Annotated in this window: 20 protein-coding genes; 8 read left to right on the top strand and 12 right to left on the bottom strand. The window is 72.4% G+C overall.

Annotated features, from left to right (window positions below; all coding sequences use genetic code 11):
- The first annotated feature begins 4 nt into the window (after positions 1–4).
- Complete coding sequence (locus CF165_RS36885; protein ID WP_093952223.1) at positions 5–1,393, top strand: MFS transporter; 1,389 nt, start codon at positions 5–7, stop codon at positions 1,391–1,393.
- Here CF165_RS36885 and CF165_RS36880 read toward each other — a convergent pair.
- Complete coding sequence (locus CF165_RS36880; RefSeq protein WP_093952222.1) at positions 1,368–1,652, bottom strand: ubiquitin-like small modifier protein 1; 285 nt, start codon at positions 1,650–1,652, stop codon at positions 1,368–1,370. The genes CF165_RS36885 and CF165_RS36880 overlap by 26 nt on opposite strands.
- 3 nt (positions 1,653–1,655) lie before the next feature.
- Positions 1,656–2,738 carry a WD40/YVTN/BNR-like repeat-containing protein gene (locus tag CF165_RS36875; protein WP_093952221.1) on the bottom strand — a complete coding sequence of 361 codons (1,083 nt, stop codon included), beginning with the start codon at positions 2,736–2,738 and terminating at the stop codon, positions 1,656–1,658.
- Positions 2,739–2,903: 165 nt separating this feature from the next.
- Here CF165_RS36875 and CF165_RS36870 point away from each other — a divergent pair, with 165 nt between their 5' ends.
- From CF165_RS36870 to CF165_RS36860, 3 genes are all read left to right on the top strand, one after another.
- Positions 2,904–3,275 carry a YciI family protein gene (locus CF165_RS36870; RefSeq protein WP_093952220.1) on the top strand — a complete coding sequence of 124 codons (372 nt, stop codon included), beginning with the start codon at positions 2,904–2,906 and terminating at the stop codon, positions 3,273–3,275.
- Between the two features lie 52 nt (positions 3,276–3,327).
- Positions 3,328–4,152 carry an NAD(P)H-binding protein gene (locus tag CF165_RS36865; protein ID WP_093952219.1) on the top strand — a complete coding sequence of 275 codons (825 nt, stop codon included), beginning with the start codon at positions 3,328–3,330 and terminating at the stop codon, positions 4,150–4,152.
- 85 nt (positions 4,153–4,237) lie between these two features.
- Positions 4,238–5,116, top strand: coding sequence for a M48 family metalloprotease (locus CF165_RS36860; protein WP_093952218.1), 879 nt, complete (start codon positions 4,238–4,240; stop codon positions 5,114–5,116).
- On the opposite strand, the gene CF165_RS36855 is transcribed toward CF165_RS36860, so the two are convergent.
- The 3 genes from CF165_RS36855 to CF165_RS36845 are packed head-to-tail and all read right to left on the bottom strand — an operon-like array spanning position 5,106 to position 6,732.
- Positions 5,106–6,068 carry an NAD(P)-dependent alcohol dehydrogenase gene (locus CF165_RS36855; RefSeq protein ID WP_093952217.1) on the bottom strand — a complete coding sequence of 321 codons (963 nt, stop codon included), beginning with the start codon at positions 6,066–6,068 and terminating at the stop codon, positions 5,106–5,108. The genes CF165_RS36860 and CF165_RS36855 overlap by 11 nt on opposite strands.
- Positions 6,065–6,289: a helix-turn-helix transcriptional regulator gene (locus CF165_RS36850; RefSeq protein ID WP_093952216.1), complete on the bottom strand. Its 225-nt coding sequence runs from the start codon at positions 6,287–6,289 to the stop codon at positions 6,065–6,067. The genes CF165_RS36855 and CF165_RS36850 overlap by 4 nt, the downstream gene beginning before the upstream one ends.
- Positions 6,283–6,732, bottom strand: a complete 450-nt coding sequence (locus tag CF165_RS36845) for a hypothetical protein (protein WP_093952215.1) — start codon at positions 6,730–6,732, stop codon at positions 6,283–6,285. Before CF165_RS36845 ends, CF165_RS36850 begins: the two co-directional genes overlap by 7 nt.
- Positions 6,733–6,836: 104 nt before the next feature.
- Here CF165_RS36845 and CF165_RS36840 point away from each other — a divergent pair, with 104 nt between their 5' ends.
- Positions 6,837–7,187 (top strand): YciI family protein, encoded by a 351-nt coding sequence (locus CF165_RS36840; protein WP_093952214.1) that lies wholly within the window; start codon positions 6,837–6,839, stop codon positions 7,185–7,187.
- Positions 7,188–7,192: 5 nt separating this feature from the next.
- Positions 7,193–8,437, top strand: coding sequence for an RNA polymerase sigma factor (locus CF165_RS36835; RefSeq protein WP_093952213.1), 1,245 nt, complete (start codon positions 7,193–7,195; stop codon positions 8,435–8,437).
- 96 nt (positions 8,438–8,533) lie between these two features.
- Here CF165_RS36835 and CF165_RS36830 read toward each other — a convergent pair whose 3' ends face one another.
- Both CF165_RS36830 and CF165_RS36825 read right to left on the bottom strand, forming a co-directional pair.
- Positions 8,534–9,154, bottom strand: a complete 621-nt coding sequence (locus CF165_RS36830) for an enoyl-CoA hydratase/isomerase family protein (RefSeq protein ID WP_093952212.1) — start codon at positions 9,152–9,154, stop codon at positions 8,534–8,536.
- Positions 9,151–9,744 carry a TetR/AcrR family transcriptional regulator gene (locus CF165_RS36825; RefSeq protein ID WP_167441675.1) on the bottom strand — a complete coding sequence of 198 codons (594 nt, stop codon included), beginning with the start codon at positions 9,742–9,744 and terminating at the stop codon, positions 9,151–9,153. The genes CF165_RS36830 and CF165_RS36825 overlap by 4 nt, the downstream gene beginning before the upstream one ends.
- 54 nt (positions 9,745–9,798) lie before the next feature.
- Here CF165_RS36825 and CF165_RS36820 point away from each other — a divergent pair, with 54 nt between their 5' ends.
- Positions 9,799–10,152 (top strand): arsenate reductase family protein, encoded by a 354-nt coding sequence (locus CF165_RS36820; RefSeq protein ID WP_093952210.1) that lies wholly within the window; start codon positions 9,799–9,801, stop codon positions 10,150–10,152.
- Here the strand turns inward: CF165_RS36820 and CF165_RS36815 are convergent.
- Entirely contained in the window at positions 10,149–11,351 is a 1,203-nt protein-coding gene (locus CF165_RS36815) for a threonine synthase (protein WP_093952209.1), read from the bottom strand. The two genes, CF165_RS36820 and CF165_RS36815, sit on opposite strands and share 4 nt — an antisense overlap.
- Positions 11,352–11,381: 30 nt before the next feature.
- Here CF165_RS36815 and CF165_RS36810 point away from each other — a divergent pair, with 30 nt between their 5' ends.
- The gene (locus CF165_RS36810; protein WP_093952208.1) at positions 11,382–12,176 is read left to right on the top strand and encodes a DUF1295 domain-containing protein; all 795 of its coding nucleotides are present in this window, start codon (positions 11,382–11,384) and stop codon (positions 12,174–12,176) included.
- A gap of 61 nt (positions 12,177–12,237) precedes the next feature.
- Here the strand turns inward: CF165_RS36810 and CF165_RS36805 are convergent, their stop codons facing one another.
- From CF165_RS36805 to CF165_RS36790, 4 genes are all read right to left on the bottom strand, one after another.
- On the bottom strand, positions 12,238–12,984 hold the full coding sequence (locus CF165_RS36805) for an SDR family NAD(P)-dependent oxidoreductase (RefSeq protein WP_093952207.1): 747 nt from the start codon (positions 12,982–12,984) through the stop codon (positions 12,238–12,240).
- Positions 12,985–13,076: 92 nt separating this feature from the next.
- Positions 13,077–13,970, bottom strand: a complete 894-nt coding sequence (locus CF165_RS36800; protein ID WP_240521953.1) for a LysR family transcriptional regulator — start codon at positions 13,968–13,970, stop codon at positions 13,077–13,079.
- Positions 13,970–15,223 carry a cytochrome P450 gene (locus CF165_RS36795; protein ID WP_093952205.1) on the bottom strand — a complete coding sequence of 418 codons (1,254 nt, stop codon included), beginning with the start codon at positions 15,221–15,223 and terminating at the stop codon, positions 13,970–13,972. The genes CF165_RS36800 and CF165_RS36795 overlap by 1 nt, the downstream gene beginning before the upstream one ends.
- A gap of 17 nt (positions 15,224–15,240) precedes the next feature.
- Positions 15,241–15,978, bottom strand: coding sequence for an SDR family oxidoreductase (locus CF165_RS36790; protein WP_093952204.1), 738 nt, complete (start codon positions 15,976–15,978; stop codon positions 15,241–15,243).
- Between the last annotated feature and the right edge of the window lie 75 nt (positions 15,979–16,053).

Below are 16,053 nucleotides of genomic sequence, written 5' to 3'. Positions count from 1 at the left end.
ACGCATGAACGTTCCGACTTCGCGCCGCCCGGCGCTCGTGCTCGCGATCTGCTGCGCCAGCATCGTCGTCGTGGTGATGGACATCTCCATCGTCACCGTCGCGCTGCCGTCGATCCGCCGCGACCTGGGCGCGTCCGTCTCCGGCCTGCAGTGGACGGTCGACGCCTACACGCTGGTGCTGGCCGGGTTCCTCGTGCTCGCCGGTTCGGCCGCCGACCGGTTCGGCCGCAAGCGCGTCTTCCAGTGCGGCCTGGCCGTCTTCGGCCTCGGGTCGCTGCTGTGCAGCGTGGCCCCCGGCATCGGCTGGCTGATCGCGGCGCGCGCCGTGCAGGCCGCCGGCGGCACCATGCTGAACCCGGTCGCGATGGCCATCGTCGCCACCACCTTCCCCGACCCGGCCGAACGCGCCCGCGCGATCGGCGTGTTCGGCTCGATGTCCGGCCTGGCGCTGGCGCTCGGGCCGATCCTCGGCGGCGCGCTCGTCGACGGCTTCGGCTGGCGCGCCGTCTTCTGGGTCAACGTCCCGATCGTCGTCGCCGCGCTGGTCGCCACCGCGCTGTTCGTGCCCGAGTCCCGCGCGCCGCGGGCCCGCCGGTTCGACCCGGTGGGGCAGGTGCTCGTGGTCGTCGTGCTCGGCAGTGTCGTCTACGCCCTCATCGAAGCGCGCTGGCTGGGCTGGACGTCGGCGCCGATCCTCGGCCTGCTCGCCCTCGCCGGGCTCGGCGTGCTGGGCATTCTGGTCTACGAACCCCGCCGCGCCGACCCGCTGCTGGAACTGCGCCTGTTCCGCAGCATCGCGTTCAGCTCGGCGATCCTGATGGCGGTGCTGGCTCTGTGCGGGTTCGGGATCTTCCTGTTCACCGCCACCCAGTACCTCCAGGAGGTGCGCGGCATGACCGCGCTGGCGGCCGGGCTGTGCCTGCTTCCGGTCGGGCTGCTCGTCCTCGTCCTGTCCCCGAAGACCGGACGGCTGGTCGGCACGCGCGGGCCGCGGCTGCCGCTCGTCGTCGCGGGCGTCGCGCTCGCCGCGGGCGGTGTCACGTCGGCGTGGCTCGGCCCGGCGACGCCGTTGCCCGTGGTCCTCGTGACCTTCCTGCTGTTCGGCGTCTTCCTCGGCACGGTCAACCCGCCGATCACCAACACCGCGGTCTCCGGGATGCCGGGGTCGATGGCCGGGGTGGCCGCCTCGCTGGCGTCCTCCGGCCGGCAGACCGGCACGACGCTGGGCGTCGCGCTCGCGGGCTCCGCGCACGGCGTGTGGTGGCTGGTGGCCGGGCTCGGTGCCGGGCTGTTCGCGCTGGCCCTGCTCGGCACCGGGCGCCGGGCGGCGGCGACGGCCCAGCGGGCCGCGGGGTTGTTCGACGAGCTCAGCCTCCCGCGACCGACGGGATGATCTGCACTTCGGCGTCCTCGCGCAGGACTGTCGCGGGGCCGCCGCGGTGGCGGCACTCCTCGCCGTCGATGTAGAAGTTGACGTACCGGCGCAGCCCCGCCTGTTCGTCGCGCAGCCTTCGTTCCAGCGCCGGGTACCGCTGCGCCAGCGCGTCGAGCACGGCGCCCAGCGTGGCCGGCTCGCCGACCTCGACGTCCAGCCGGGACTCGCCGCCGGCCTTCTCCCGCAGCGTCCCCGGCAGCAGCACGGTGATCCGCACGGCTCACACCCTCGCGGCGCGGACGCACAGCACGTCGGGCAGGTGCGCCACGACGAGCTGCCAGCTGTCGCCGTCGTCGCGGCTGGCGTAGACGTCGCCGGTGCGCGAGCCGAAGTACACCCCGGCCGGGTCGAAGTCGTCGGTGCACATCGCGTCCCGCATGACGCCGGCCCAGTACCCGTCCGGCAGGCCCGTCCCCAGCGCCTCCCACGACTTCCCGGCGTCTTCGCTGCGGTACACCCGGCACCGGCCCCCCGGCGGGAACCGCATCGTGTCCGCGACCAGCGGGAACGTGTAGATCACCCCGGGCCGGTGCGGGTGGACGACCATCGGGAAGCCGAAGTCGCCGGGCAGGCCGTCGGCGATGGACTGCCAGGTCGCGCCGGCGTCGTCGCTGCGGTAGACGCCGTGGTGGACCTGCGCGTACAGGCGGTCCGGCTCGGCCGGGTGCTGCGCGAGCTTGTGCACGCACTGGCCGTATTCGGGGTACGGGTCGGGCACGTGGACGGCCTTGATGCCGGTGTTGCTCGCCTGCCAGGACTCGCCGCCGTCCTCGGAGCGGTAGACGCCGCCGGTCGACATCGCCACGGTGATCCGGCCGGGCTCGCTCGGATGGGGGAGCACCGTGTGGATCGCCTTGCCGCCGCCCCCGGGTGTCCAGTGCGCGCGGTGCGGGTGGTCCCACAGGCCGCGGACGAGCTCGTAGGTGCGGCCGCCGTCGGTGGAGCGGAACAAGGCGGACGGTTCGGTGCCGGCGTAGACGACGTCCGGCTCGCTCGCCGGGCCGGGCACGAGCTGCCACGCCCGGACGAGCGACTCACCGGTGTCCGGCGGGAACGAGATCGGGGCGTGGTCGGGTTCGGTCCAGGTCGCGCCGAGGTCGTCGCTGGTGGCCACGCTCGGCCCGAAGTGCTCGCTGGTGATCCCGGCCAGCAGCCGGGGTGTGGCTCGGCGCGTGTCGATGCCGACCGCGTACACGTCGGTCATGGGGTGGTGCGGGCCGGTCACGTCCCAGCTCGTCCGGTCGTCCGAGCCGGTCGCCAGCCACAGACCTTTGCGCGTGCCGATAGCGAGCAGGACAGCCATTCCGGGATCTTCCTTAGGGGGTGATGCGCGTCACAGTACTCCGCCCGGAAAAATGTCCCGGAGAAATGTCGAGGGCCGCGCGCGGCCGATCGACGCGGGGGTGAAGGCCGGTCATCGCGTCCGGAAGGGAACCGGACCCCGGCCAGGAAGACCAAGGAGCAGACCATGCGTTTCCTCATGATGCACCGGATCGACGAGAACGACCCGGAGGCGTGGAACCCGAGCCAGGAGTTCATCGAGAAGATGGGCGGGTTCATCCAGGAGTCGGCGGAGAAGGGCATCCTGATCACCGCCGAGGGAGTCCACAAGACGGACAAGGGATCGCTGATCCGCAAGCCGCGCGGCGCGGCGATCCGCGTCACCGACGGCCCGTTCGCCGAAGCCAAGGAGGTCATCGGCGGCTTCGCGCTGATCAACGCCGCGGACCGGGCCGAGGCCGTCGAGTTCGCGAAGCGGTACGTCGAGCTGTTCGACATGGAGATCGAGGTCGAGGTGCGCCAGGTCGTCGAGTTCGAGGACCTCGAAGCCCAGGCGTGACGGCGGCCGGTGGCGCTAGGCTCGATCCGGGACGACATCTGGGGGTAGGAGAATGTTCCTGGTCACCGGCGCCACCGGCAACGTCGGCGCGGAAGTGGTCGCGGCACTCACCGGGGCGGGGGCGCCGGTCCGGGCACTCGTGCGCCGGCCGGACGCCGAGCTGCCGGAAGGTGCCGAGGCCGTCGTGGGCGACCTCAACGATCACGGCACCCTCGATGGCGCGCTCAAGGGCGTCGAAGGGGTTTTCCTGCTGCCCGGCTACGAGGACATGCCGGGCATGCTGGCCAGGGCGCGTGACGCGGGCGTGCGGCGGATCGTGCTGCTGTCCGGCGGTTCCGCCGCGCTCGAAAACCTGGACAACGCGGTCTCGCGGTACATGACGCTGGCCGAACGGGCGGTGCGCGAGTCCGGGCTGGACTGGACGTTCCTGCGGCCGCGCGCGTTCATGGCGAACGCCCTGCGCTGGCTGCCGCAGCTGCGCGAAGGAGACACGGTGCGCGTCCAGTTCCCGCAGGTCGCGGCCGCGTGCATCGACCCGGCCGACATCGCGGCGGTGGCGGCCCTCGCCCTCCGCGGCGGTCACGAGGGCCGGATCCACGAGCTGACCGGGCCGGTCGCGATGCGGCCCGCGGAGCAGGTCGCCGTGCTGGCCGAGGTGCTCGGACGGGACCTGCACGCCGTCGGCCTGACGGACGACGAGACGCGCGCCGAGCTGGAGGCGAGCATGCCGCGCGAGTACGTCGAGGCGTTCTGGGAGTTCTACGTCGGCGGGACGCTCGACGAGGCGACGGTGCACCCGGCGGTCGCCGAGGTCACCGGGCGCCCGGCCCGCACCTTCGCCCAGTGGGCCGAGGCGCACGCCGACGCCTTCCGCTGAAGAGCCGCCGTTCGGTGGAGGGGCGTTGTGTCCTGAGCCCGGTTCGGGCCAGGGTGGGCTCCTGCGCCGGTGGAGAGGAGCGGGCTTGAGCGGAGACCGGTCCCGGCCCGATCTGTCCGCCGTGCTCGCCGTCGTGCTGGCTGTCCCCGTCGTCGCCGGCAGCCTGCTCGTGCTCGCCCTCCTCGGGAAGCTCGCCTGGCCCGGGTACTTCTGGGTCCTCCCCGCCTGCTGGGCGCTGCTCGGCGGGATCACCTTCGTGCCCGTGTTCGAACACTTCCTGCTGCCGCTGACCTTCGGCCTGCGGCAGCCGACCGCGCGGGAGCTCGCGCGGCTCACCCCGGGCTGGCAGGCCGTGTGCGCCGCCGCGGGGGTGGACGGTGCTCGCTACCGGCTGTGGGTCGACCGGTCTCGCGAACTCAACGCTTTCGCCGCCGGTGGCCGGACCGTCGCCGTCACGCGGACCGCTCTGGAGCTGCCGCCGCCGAGCCTGGAAGCGATCCTGGCGCACGAACTCGGCCACCACCTCGCCGGGCACACCCGGCTCTCGCTGTACGTCTGGTGGCTGGAACTCCCGGCCCGGCTGCTCGCCCGGCTGGTCCGGCTGCTCGCACTGGCCGTCCCGTACGTCGGGCGCGCGTTCGCCGCCTTCGGGCGGTCGGTGGCCGTCCTCGTCACCGTGCTGCTGACGCTCGGCATCCTCACCGCGCTCGCCTTCCTCGACCCGTGGCTGCTGTTGGCGCCGCTGCTCGGCCCGGTGCTGGCCTGGTCGAAACGGCTCGGCGAGTACCGGGCGGACCTGATGGCCGCGCGGCTGGGCTACGGCCCGGAGCTGATCACGCTGTTCCGGGAGTGGATCCGGGCCGGCGGCGGCGACGAGCGGCGGATGTGGGCGCGGCTGCTGGCCGGCCACCCGGCCCACATCGACCGGATCAAGCGGCTGCGGGACCGCGGCTTCAGAGCGTGAGCACGACCTTGCCCGCCGAGTGTCCTCTGTGGACGTAGTCGATCGCGGCCACGGCGTCGGCGAGCGGGTACGCCCGGTCGAGCAGCGGAGTGACCCGCCCGGCCTCGATCGTCTCGCGCAGCACCTCGAGGTCCGCGCCGCGGACCTGGCAGACGAGCCCGCGCAGCCGGTGCCGGACGAACGGGTTCAGCAGTGCCGCCCGGAACACCCGCTGGACGCCGCCGAGCCACTTGCCGCCTTCGCCGCCGACGATCACGAGCGTGCCGCGCGGCGTCAGCGCCCGGCGCAGGTGGTGTACCGAGCGCAGGCCCGCGGTGTCGAGGATCAGGTCGTGGCGGCGCTCGGCGAAGTCGGCGCGCGTGTAGTCCACGACGTGGTCGGCGCCGAGCGCGCGGACGAGGTCAATCTTGCCCGTGCTGCACACCGCGGTGACCTCGGCGCCGAAGTGCTTGGCCAGCTGCACCGCGAACGACCCGACGCCGCCCGCCGCGCCGATCACCAGGACGGACTGGCCCGGCCGGACGCGGCCGGCGTCGCGCAGGCCCTGTAGGGCGGTGCACCCGGAGATCGCGACGGCCGCCGCCTGCTCGAACGAGAGCCGGGCGGGTTTCGCGGCAAGGAGATCCTCCCGGCCCACGGTGTACTCGGCGAACGAGCCTTCGCCCGTGCCGAACACCTCGTCGCCGGGCCGGAACTTCGTGACGCCGTCGCCGGTTTCCTCGACCGTGCCCGCGAAGTCGAGGCCCCGCACCGGGTTCTTCGGCGCGCGCAGGCCGAAGCCGAGCAGGCGCAGCAGGTAGGGCTGCCCGGTGGTCAGGTGCCAGACGCCCGGGTCGACGCCGGCCGCGTGCACGCGCACCACGACCTCGCCGGGCCCGGGCGCCGGTCTCGCGAGGTCGGTCAGCCCGAGGACGCCGGGACTTCCGTAGTGGTCTTGGACGAGGGCTTTCACGAGGACTCCTCCGGGTACTGGAACACGTCTTCGAGCGGAACCCCGAACACGTGCGCGATCTGGAACGCCATTTCCAGCGAAGGCGAGTAGCGGCCCTGCTCGATGGCGATGACGGTCTGGCGGGTGACGCCGATCTTGGTGGCGAGCTCGGCCTGGGTCATCTGGCCGTGCGTGAACCGGAGGGCGCGGAGCGAGTTGGTGACGCGGGTCGGTTTCACCACGGCTGGAAGCCCCGGCGGTAGGCGAAGATCCGGGCGACCGAGCCGAGGATCGCCGAAAGCGTGAACGCGAGGTAGACGGCGTTGGCGATCCAGAAGGGCGGCGCCTCGGCCATCGCGAGCAGCATGGCCGCGACGGCGCCGACGACGACGAACGAGTGGCCGACGTACTCGCCGAACCGGCCGATCTCGCGGTCCCGCTGGTCCTTCCGGCCGTCTTTCGAGATCACCGCGACGAGGATGTTCGCGATGATCGTGGCGACGATCGACGCGCCGACCGTCCAGAGCAGAGTCGCGACATAGGGGACGTCGGCCAGTCGACGTCCGCTCGTCCGGCCGAGGACCAGGACGAGGTAGACCGCGTAACTCGCTACCGCGGCGATCCCGAGGATCCATGCGCGTTTCTCTTCGTGTGTCACCTCGTCAAGGTAAAACAAACCAGACATCGTGTCAAACTTTCTTGACATGAGAAAATTCCGGCGAAGAGGGTGTCCAAGGGGCCGGCCGTCGTTCGTAGTGCTGGCGTACGGCAACCGACTCAGGAGGAACCATGAAGTACCTGATGCTGATCAACGCCGCGCTCGACGCCGGCGGCGCGCCCACGGGCTGCAGCACGCCCGAGGACTGGATGCTGTTCGACAAGGCGCTCAAGGAGGCCGGCGTCCACGTCGGCGGGAACGCGCTCGCCGACTTCACCACGGCCGCCGCGGTCCGCGTGACCGAGGACGGCGAGCGGATCGTCACCGACGGGCCGTTCGCCGAGTCCCGCGAAGTCCTCGGCGGTTACTTCGTCCTGGACGTGCCGGACTTCGACGTCGCGCTCGACTGGGCGGCGCGCTGCCCGGGTGCCCGCGACGGCGGGTCGATCGTCGTGCGGCCGCTCGCCGACTTCGAAGGCTGACCGCGGTGGCGGGGCGGGCGGCCTCCTCGGTCGAGGCCGTGTTCCGGGAGGAACGCGGGCTGTTGCTCGCCGCGCTCGTCCGGCGGTTCGGCGACCTCGACCTGGCCGAGGAGGTGACGTCGGAGGCGATCGAAGCCGCGCTGGTGCGCTGGCCCGCCGAGGGCGTGCCGCCGAAGCCGGGTGCCTGGCTGATGACGACGGCGCGGCGCAAGGCCGTCGACCGGCTGCGCCGCGACCAGGCCTACGCGGCCCGGCTCGCGGTGCTGCAGGTCGAGGCCGAGCGCGCGGCGCCCGCGCGTGAGTCCCCGGACGGCGAGCTGCCGGACGAGCGGCTCCAGCTGTTCTTCACCTGCGCCCACCCGGCGCTGCCCGCCGAGGACCGCGCGGCGCTGACGTTGCGCTGCCTCGCCGGGCTGACCACGCCGGAGGTGGCGCGGGCGTTCCTGGTGCCGAGCGCGACGATGGGGAAGCGGATCGTGCGGGCGAAGAACCGGATCCGCACGCTGCGGATCCCGTTCCGGGTCCCGGACGCCGACGAGCTGCCCGGCCGGCTGCCGGGGGTGCTCCAGGTCGTCTACTCGATCTTCACCGAGGGGTACGCGGCGAGTTCGGGGCCGGACCTGCAGCGGCTCGACCTGGCGGAGGAGGCGATCCGGCTGGCCGGGATCCTGCGGCGGCTGCTGCCGGGGGAGCGGGAGGTCGCGGGCCTGCTGGCGCTGATGCTGCTGATCCACGCGCGCCGCGACGCCCGCACCGGCCCGGACGGCGACCTGGTCCTGCTCGACGACCAGGACCGCGGCCGCTGGGACCGCGCGATGATCGAGGAGGGGGCGGCGCTGGTGGTGGTCGCGTTGTCCGGTGGCCCGCCCGGCTGGTACGGCGTCCAGGCGGCGATCGCGGCCCTGCACGACGAGGCACCGGACGTGGCGAGCACGGACTGGCCGCAGATCGTCGCGCTCTACGACGTGCTGCGCGGGCTGGCGCCGTCACCGGTGGTGGAGCTGAACCGGGCGGTCGCGGTAGCGATGCGCGACGGCCCGGCGGCGGGACTGGCGCTTTTGGACTCCCTGGCCGGAGAACCTCGTCTGCGCGAGTACAGCCCGTTCCCGGCGGCGCGGGGCGACCTGCTGTCCCGCCTCGGCCGTACTTCCGAAGCGGCCGTGGCGTACCGCGAAGCCCTGGCTCTCGCCGGAACCGAACCGGAACGCACCCACCTGCGCCGCCGCCTCGCCAAGTGCACAAGGACGTGAGGGCCACCTCGAGGTGGTCATCACGAACTTCGAGCTCCGGCGATCGCCCGGAACTGTCGGTGGCCCCCGGTAAGCTGGAAACCGGGGGCCGGAGGCCTACCCCGCGCGCAGCGCCGCCACGGCCGGGGCGAACATCGTCGCCTTGATCGCGCCCAGCGTGCCGCGGTCCTTGCCCGCCAGCGCCCGGACCCGTTCGCTCGCCACCTTGACCACCTCGCCCTCGGCCGCGATCTCGTCCACCAGCCCGGTTTCCAGCGCGTCCAGCCCGCCGAAGCGCCGTCCCGTTGTCATCGACGCGATCGCCGCGGCCGGCGTCAGCTTGCCCTGGATCAGTGCCGCCATCCCCGGTGTGAACGGGATGTCGATGTCCGCTTCCGGGAAGCAGAAGTAGCCGCGGTCGGACCGCATCACGCGGAAGTCGTGCGCCATCGCCAGCATCGCGCCCGCGCCGAACGCGTGGCCGTTGATCGCCGCGACCGTCGGCACCGGCAGCGTCAGCACGCGCGCGAACAGCTCCTGCACGTCAGTGACGTACCGGGACGCCTGGTCTCCGTGGGCCGTCAGCCATTCGAGGTCGAGCCCGTTCGAGTAGAACTTGCCGCCGCCGGTGGTCACCAGCGCGCCCTCGATACCGTCCAAAAAGGAATGAACGCGCTGCAGCCAGTCCGGCGAGAACCGGTTTTCGTCGTCGCCCATGTCAAGTACGGAAACGGTCACGGTCGGTCCTTTTCTCGTGGGGGCACGGTCAGCACGGCCCGCACGGCGGCGGCCAGCCTTTCGCGCACCAGGGGGTCGGTGAGGTCGCGGCGGAAGAACGCGGTCGGCAGGTCGACGACGCACGTCGTGATCACCTCGACGGCCAGGCCGTCCCCGCGGTCCCACAGCTGCCGGGCGAGCCGGCCGAGCAGTGCGACCAGCCGCTTGTCCACCGCGTGCAGGGCTTCCGCCAGTTCGTCGGGCAGTTCGGGCCCGAAGAGCCGGTCTCCTCGGATCTTGAGCAGCATCCGAGCCCCGTCGGGACGCAGGGAGGCGAACGCCGCGGGCGTGTCCGCCGCCGCGACGACGGCCTCGACCGGCGAAGAAGCCTGGTCCACCAGCGATGTCTGCAGGTCGAGGAACGCGGTGGCGGCCCGCAGCCAGGCCCGGGCGAGCACGGCGCTGAGCGAGCCGAACGCGTGGTAGATCGTCCCGTTCGGCACGCCCGCGGCCGCGGACAGGCCACGCACAGTCACTTCCGTCGAGGAGGCGACGAGCCGCTCGGCGACGTCGAGCAGGGCGTCGAGGTCGTGGACGCGGGGTCTGGGCATGCCGCGACAGTAACAGAACACGTGCTCCAAAACCAGCGCGGTAAGCTGCCGCCCGTGGAGATCTGGATCAACCCGTCGTGCTCGAAGTGCCGGTCCGCGGTGTCGATGCTGGACGAGGCGGGCGCGGAGTACACCGTGCGCCGCTACCTCGAGGACCCGCCGACCGCGGCGGAGCTCGAAGACGTCCTGAAGCGCCTCGGGCTCGAGCCGTGGGACATCGCGCGCACCACCGAGCCGATCTCGAAGGACCTCGGCCTGAAGACGTGGGGGCGCACGCCCGAAGACCGCTCCCGCTGGATCGACGCCCTGGCCGAGTACCCGAAGCTGATCCAGCGGCCGATCATCACGGCCGACGACGGCACGACGGTCGTCGCCCGCGACCCCGAAACGGTCCGCTCGGTCCTTTAAAGAATCACGTCGGTCAGCGGGACGTCGAGCGGCACGGTCTCCGGGTACTTGATCCCGGCGCCCGTGTTGAGCACGACGACGTCTTCGTCGCCTTCCAGCCAGCCGGACTCGCGAAGGTGCTTCAAAGCGGCGAAGCACGCCCCACCCTCCGGGCAGACGAAGGTGCCTTCACGTTCGGCGAGTTCCCGTTGCGCCGCAAGCAGTTCCTCGTCGGTGACGGCGACCGCCGTGCCACCGGTCGCGTACACCGCGTCGAGCACCAGGAAGTCACCCAGCGCCTTGGGCACGGTGATGCCGAAGGCGACCGTCCGGGCGTCCGGGAACGGAGTGCTTTCCTTCTCACCGCGCGAAAACGCCGTGACGATCGGCGCGCACCCGGTGGCCTGCACCGCCACCAGCCGCGGCAGCGGACCGGAAACCCAGCCCAGCTCCCGCATCTCCAGCAGGGCTTTGTAAATCCCGATGATGCCGACCCCGCCGCCGGTGGGGTAGAGGATGACGTCGGGCAGCCGCCAGCCGAACTGCTCGGCGATCTCGTACCCCATCGTCTTCTTGCCCTCGATGCGGTACGGCTCCTTCAGCGTCGAGACGTCCTGGACGCCTTCGCGCCGCTGAACCGCCGCGGCGATGAGCTTGCCAGCGTCCCCGATGAGACCGTCCACCCGGTACAGCTCGGCGCCGGCGGCGACGCATTCGCGCATGGTGATCGGCGGCGCGCCGTCCGGCATCGCGACCAGGCTCGTCAGCCCCGCGCGGGCCGCGTACAACGCCCACGCCGCGCCCGCGTTGCCGTTCGTCGGCATCGCGATCCCGCGCACGCCCAGCTCGGCCGCCCGCGAGACGCCGACCGCGGCGCCGCGCGCCTTGAAGGTGCCGGTCGGCACCAGGCCTTCGTCCTTCATCCACAGCCGGGACAGCCCCAGCTCACGGCCGTAGCGCGGCAGCCGCAGCAACGGCGTCATGCCTTCGCCGAGGCTCACGACGTTCTCGGGCGAGCGCACCGGCAGCACTTCGTGGTAGCGCCACAGCGTCGGTTCCCGCCCGGAAATCTCCTTGGGCGTCACGGCTTCGCGGACGCCGTCGAGGTCGTACCGCGCCAGCAGCGGCGCGCCGGCCGGGGAGAGCCCCTGGACGACGTCCGCGTCGAAACGCTCGCCGGTCCGGGAGCAGTCGAGGTGGCTGAGGAACGAATACGGCACGGCGCCGATCCTAGGTCCTAAGGTGTGCTCATGGACGCGCTGCGGGTGTGCCTGTACGTCTTCGCCGGGGTCACTATCGGCACCTGGCTGGTCTCCGTGCTGACCAGGGAATACTCCTGGGTCGACCGGATCTGGTCGATCGTCCCGGTGGCCTACGTGGGCATCTTCGCCGGCGCCGCCGGGTTCGCCGACGCCCGGCTCGACGTGCTGTTCGCGCTGGTCACGCTGTGGGGCGCGCGGCTGACGTTCAACTTCGCCCGGAAGGGCGGCTACGCGCCCGGCGGCGAGGACTACCGGTGGGCGGTGCTGCGCGAGCGGATGGCGCCGTGGCAGTTCCAGCTGTTCAACTTCTTCTTCATCTCGCTCTACCAGAACGCGATCCTCCTGCTGATCACGCTGCCCGCGTACACGGCGTTGGAGCACCCGGGCTCGTTCGGCGTGGGCGACGTCGTCGTCGCGGTGGTCTTCGCCGCGTTCCTGGTGGGGGAGACGGTCGCCGACCAGCAGCAGTGGGAATTCCACCGGGAGAAGCGCGCGGGCCGGGCCCCGACGCGGTTCCTGCAGGCCGGGCTGTTCCGCTACTCCCGCCACCCGAACTTCTTCTTCGAACAGGCGCAGTGGTGGGCGGTCGCTGCGTTCGGCGTCGTCGCCGGCGGTCTCCAGTGGACGGTCGTCGGCGCGGTGCTGCTGACGTTGCTGTTCGTCGGCTCGACGCGCTTCACCGAGAGCATCACGAAGTCGCGCTACCCGGAATACGCGGACTACCAGCGGCGGACGTCGGCGGTGGTGCCGTGGCGGCCCGGGCGCGAGCCGGTCCGCGGCTGACGGTGGACGAGCGTCCCCAGGACGGCGTCACCTTCCTGCGGTGACGCCGTCCTGACCGGGCTCAGACCGCCGCGCGGCCGCCGTCCACCGGGAGGATCGCGCCGTGGACGAAGCTCGATTCGTCCGCCGCGAGGAACGCGATCGCCGCGGCGATCTCCTCCGGCGAGGCCACCCGGCCCGCCGGGCCCGCCGCGGCCAGCTCGTCCAGGCCGTCGCCGAACGCCGCCGTGCCTTCGGTGCGCGTCGGGCCCGGGCTGACCGCGTTGACCCGGACGCCGGACGGCCCGTACTCCGCCGCCCACGCCTTCGTCATCAGCTCGACGGCCGCCTTCGACGAGCCGTAGAGCGCCATCCCGGTCATGCCGTTCTTCGCGACGATCGTGGACACGTTGACGATCGCGCCGCGCCCGCGGGCCGCCATCTCCGGCGCCAGCTCGGCTACCAGGAAGAACGGCACCTTCACGTTGGTCGCGTAGACGCGGTCGAAGTCCGTTTCGGAGATGTCCGCGGTGGGGCCGGTGGGGAAGATCCCGGCGCTGTTCACCAGCACGTCGACGTGCCCGCCGATCTCCCGCGCCCGGTCGGCGAGAGAACGCGCCGACGACGCGTCCGTCAGGTCGGCCGCGACGAAGTCCGCCTTCCCGCCGGCCGCGCGGATGCCTTCGACGACCTCGGCGCCGCGTCCGGCGTCCCGCCCGGACACCACGACGTGCGCGCCGAGCCCGGCCAGTGCGGCGGCCGTCGCCCGGCCGATCCCGCTCGTCCCGCCGGTCACCAGCGCCGTCGACCCGGACAGTTCCGTAGTCATGCTCAACTCCTTCGAAACCGGGGTGTTTCCCCTGTCGCAGAGTTCAAGCAAGACCGCCCGTGAAACACTTCCGAACGAGCCTTCGGCACTGCTTATGCCCGCGATTCGCCCCGCCGATGGTCTTCCAGCGCCGCGACGAACTCCGCGACGTCGCGCCGGTGCGAGTTCGCCGGCCACACGGCCCAGGTCCGCCGCACGATCGGGTTCCCGGCCAGCGGCCGCCACCGCACCGTGTCCGGCAGCGGGTACGGCCACTCGGGCGGCGCGAACGCGTAGGCCGTGCCCGCGCTGACCGCCGGGATCTTCAGCTCGACGATCAGCCGCTGCTCCTCCGGGACCTCGGCACCGACGTCGAGGCCGTGGCTGCGCAGGATCGCCGCCAGCTCGTCGTACCACGCCGGGCTGCCCGCGCGGGGGAAGGCGAACCAGTCCAGCCCGGCCAGCGCATCCAGCCGCACCGGCGAGCCCAGCTTCTCGGCGAGGTCCGCCGCGAGCAGGACGCCCACGTCCTCCTCGACGACCAGCACCGCGTCCAGGTCGGGCCCGGCCGGGCGTTCGCGGACCAGCCCGACGTCCAGCTCGCCCGCCCGCAGCGCGGCGACCTGCGCCACCGACGACAGGTGCCGCGCCTGCACCCGCGTGTCCCCGAGCCGCGCGAGCGCCGACGGCAGCAGCTCCGGCGGCAGTTCCAGCGGGACGCCGACGCGCAGCACGCCGCCGCCGGTCTCGGTGTGCCGGGCCATCGCGGCGAGCGCCTGGTCGTGGCGCGCCAGGACCGCGCGCGCTTCGCCCAGCAACGTCGTCCCGGCGTCGGTCGCCTGTACGCCGGTGCTGGTGCGCACCAGCAGCCGGACGCCGAGGCGGCGTTCCAGCGCGGTGATCGTCTGGGACAGCGCCGGCTGGCTCACGTGCAGCAGCCGCGCCGCCTTGGACATCGCCCCGGCTTCGACGACCGCGACGAACGCCCGCAGTTCCCGGATCTCCATCAGCGGGCCCACCGGACCGGCAGCGACTTGAGGCCGTTCTGGAAGTTCGACCGCAGTCGCACCGGCTCCCCGGCGAGTTCCACGAAGCCGGGCAGATCGAGCACGGCGTCGAACATCGCCCGCAGCTGGACCCGCGCCAGGTGCGCGCCGAGGCAGAAGTGCGGGCCGTGGCCGAAGGTCAGGTGGTCGTTCGGCGTCCGGGCGACGTCGAAGACGTCCGGGTCCTCGAACACCTCCGGGTCCCGGTTGGCCGAGGAGAACCAGACCACCACCTTGTCCCCGGCCCGGATGTCCACATCGGACAGCCGGACGTCCGCGGTCGCGGTGCGCCGGAAGTGCATCACCGGCGTCCACCAGCGCAGCATCTCTTCGACCGCCGACGGCAGCAGGGACCGGTCTTCCCGCAGCCGCCGGTACTGCCCGGGGTGCGACAGCAGGGCGAGCAGCCCGCCGGGCAGGCCGTTGCGGAGGGTTTCGTTGCCCGCCACCGAAAATAGCCAGAACAGGTTCTCGAACTCGGCGAGCGAGACGCGGGCGCCGTCGTCGCCGACGTGCCGCATCAGGTTGCTCATCACGTCGTCGCCCGGGTGCTCGCGCTTGTACTCGCCGAGCGCGTTCGCGTACGCGTAGAGGTCCGGCATGCCCGCGCGGGTCCGCGGGTCCGGCATCGCGCCGTCCGGGCCGGGCACCGGTCGGACGGCGAGCGCGGCCCGCGCCAGCCCGGTCACCTCGGCGGGGGAGACGGTCGAGCTGACCGCGTACTCGGCGTCCTGGTAGCCGATCACGCGGTTGCTCCAGTCGTACATCAGCCGCCGGTCCTGTTCCGGCACGCCGAACACCGCGGCCAGGGTGAGCAGCGGCAGATCGGCGGCGACCTGAGCGAAGTCGCACTCACCCTGGCCGGCGACCGCGGCGACGAGGTCCCGCGCCCAGGTCTCGATCTGCGAAGTCAGCTTCGCGACCGCACGCGGGGTGAACGCCTTGGTGAGCAGCCCGCGCAGCCTGCCGTGCTCCGGCGGGTCCATGTTGAGCATCATCCGGCGCACGTATGCCAGGTCGGCGGCGTCACGGATCTGCGTCCCGCCGAGCTGCGAGGAGAACAGCGCGGGGTCGCGCAGCACCCGCCGCACGTCGGCGTGGCGCAGCACCGCCCAGAAGTCGTCGACGCGCACCACCGGCGACTCGCGCCGCAGCCGCGCCAGCTCCTCGTACGGGACACCCCGCACGTAGGTGTCCGGATCGGTGATCCCCACGAACCGACCCTAGCCGCTCAGCCCTGCCGGGTGGGCCGGATGGTGAGCTCGCCGATTTCGACGTCGTCCGGCTGCTCGATCGCGAACGCGATGGCGCGCGCGACGGCGTCGGGGCTGATCCCCAGGGTGGCCATGGCCTGCTGGGCCTGCTCGCGCTGACCGGGGTCTTCGACGTGGTCGACGAGCTCGGTGCGGACATACCCCGGGGAGATGGCCGTCGTCCGGAGCACGCCGTCGGTGGACTCCTGGCGCAGCGCTTCCAGCAGCGTGCGGACGGCGTTCTTCGTCCCGGCGTAGATGGCCTGGCCGGGGACGATCTTGAGGCCCGACGTCGACACGGTGGTCACGAAGTGCCCGCGGCCCTGCTCGCGGAACACCGGCAGCGCGGCAGCGATGCCGTGCAGGACCCCGCGCAGGTTGACGTCGATCATCGCGTCCCAGTCGTCGACGTCGAGGGCGGCCACGGGCGCGATCCGGGCGACCCCGGCATTGCCCACCAGCACGTCGAGGCGGCCGAACCGGTCCACGGCCAGCGCCACCAGCCGCTCGAGGTCGGCGCGCCGGGTGACGTCGGTTTCCGCCAGTTCCGCGCGGCCGCCCGCGGCGCGGATGTCCGCGACGAGCGCGTCGAGCCGGTCGGTGCGCCGCGCGCCGAGCACGACGGCCGCACCGCGGGCCGCCAGCTCCCGTGCGGTGGCTTCGCCGATCCCGCTGCTGGCTCCGGTGATCGCGACGACCTTGTCCAGGGTGCTCATGAGACTCTCCTCGGCTAAGTTGACAACTGTCCGGTTAACGGCACCACCGTACCGGACAGTTGTCCACTTATCTGA

Origin of the sequence: Amycolatopsis vastitatis, assembly GCF_002234595.1 — a bacterium.
Lineage (GTDB): Bacteria > Actinomycetota > Actinomycetes > Mycobacteriales > Pseudonocardiaceae > Amycolatopsis > Amycolatopsis vastitatis.
Note: the sequence above shows the minus strand (reverse complement) of the source record. Positions and strands in the feature narration are given on the sequence as shown.

Coding starts and splice junctions, on each gene's coding strand:
- CF165_RS36885 (WP_093952223.1), top strand. CDS start 5: ATGAACGTTCCGACTTCGCGCCGCCCGGCGCTCGTGCTCGCGATCTGC.
- CF165_RS36875 (WP_093952221.1), bottom strand. CDS start 2,738: ATGGCTGTCCTGCTCGCTATCGGCACGCGCAAAGGTCTGTGGCTGGCG.
- CF165_RS36870 (WP_093952220.1), top strand. CDS start 2,904: ATGCGTTTCCTCATGATGCACCGGATCGACGAGAACGACCCGGAGGCG.
- CF165_RS36865 (WP_093952219.1), top strand. CDS start 3,328: ATGTTCCTGGTCACCGGCGCCACCGGCAACGTCGGCGCGGAAGTGGTC.
- CF165_RS36845 (WP_093952215.1), bottom strand. CDS start 6,732: ATGTCTGGTTTGTTTTACCTTGACGAGGTGACACACGAAGAGAAACGC.
- CF165_RS36840 (WP_093952214.1), top strand. CDS start 6,837: ATGAAGTACCTGATGCTGATCAACGCCGCGCTCGACGCCGGCGGCGCG.
- CF165_RS36825 (WP_167441675.1), bottom strand. CDS start 9,744: ATGCCCAGACCCCGCGTCCACGACCTCGACGCCCTGCTCGACGTCGCC.
- CF165_RS36810 (WP_093952208.1), top strand. CDS start 11,382: ATGGACGCGCTGCGGGTGTGCCTGTACGTCTTCGCCGGGGTCACTATC.
- CF165_RS36805 (WP_093952207.1), bottom strand. CDS start 12,984: ATGACTACGGAACTGTCCGGGTCGACGGCGCTGGTGACCGGCGGGACG.
- CF165_RS36800 (WP_240521953.1), bottom strand. CDS start 13,970: ATGGAGATCCGGGAACTGCGGGCGTTCGTCGCGGTCGTCGAAGCCGGG.
- CF165_RS36790 (WP_093952204.1), bottom strand. CDS start 15,978: ATGAGCACCCTGGACAAGGTCGTCGCGATCACCGGAGCCAGCAGCGGG.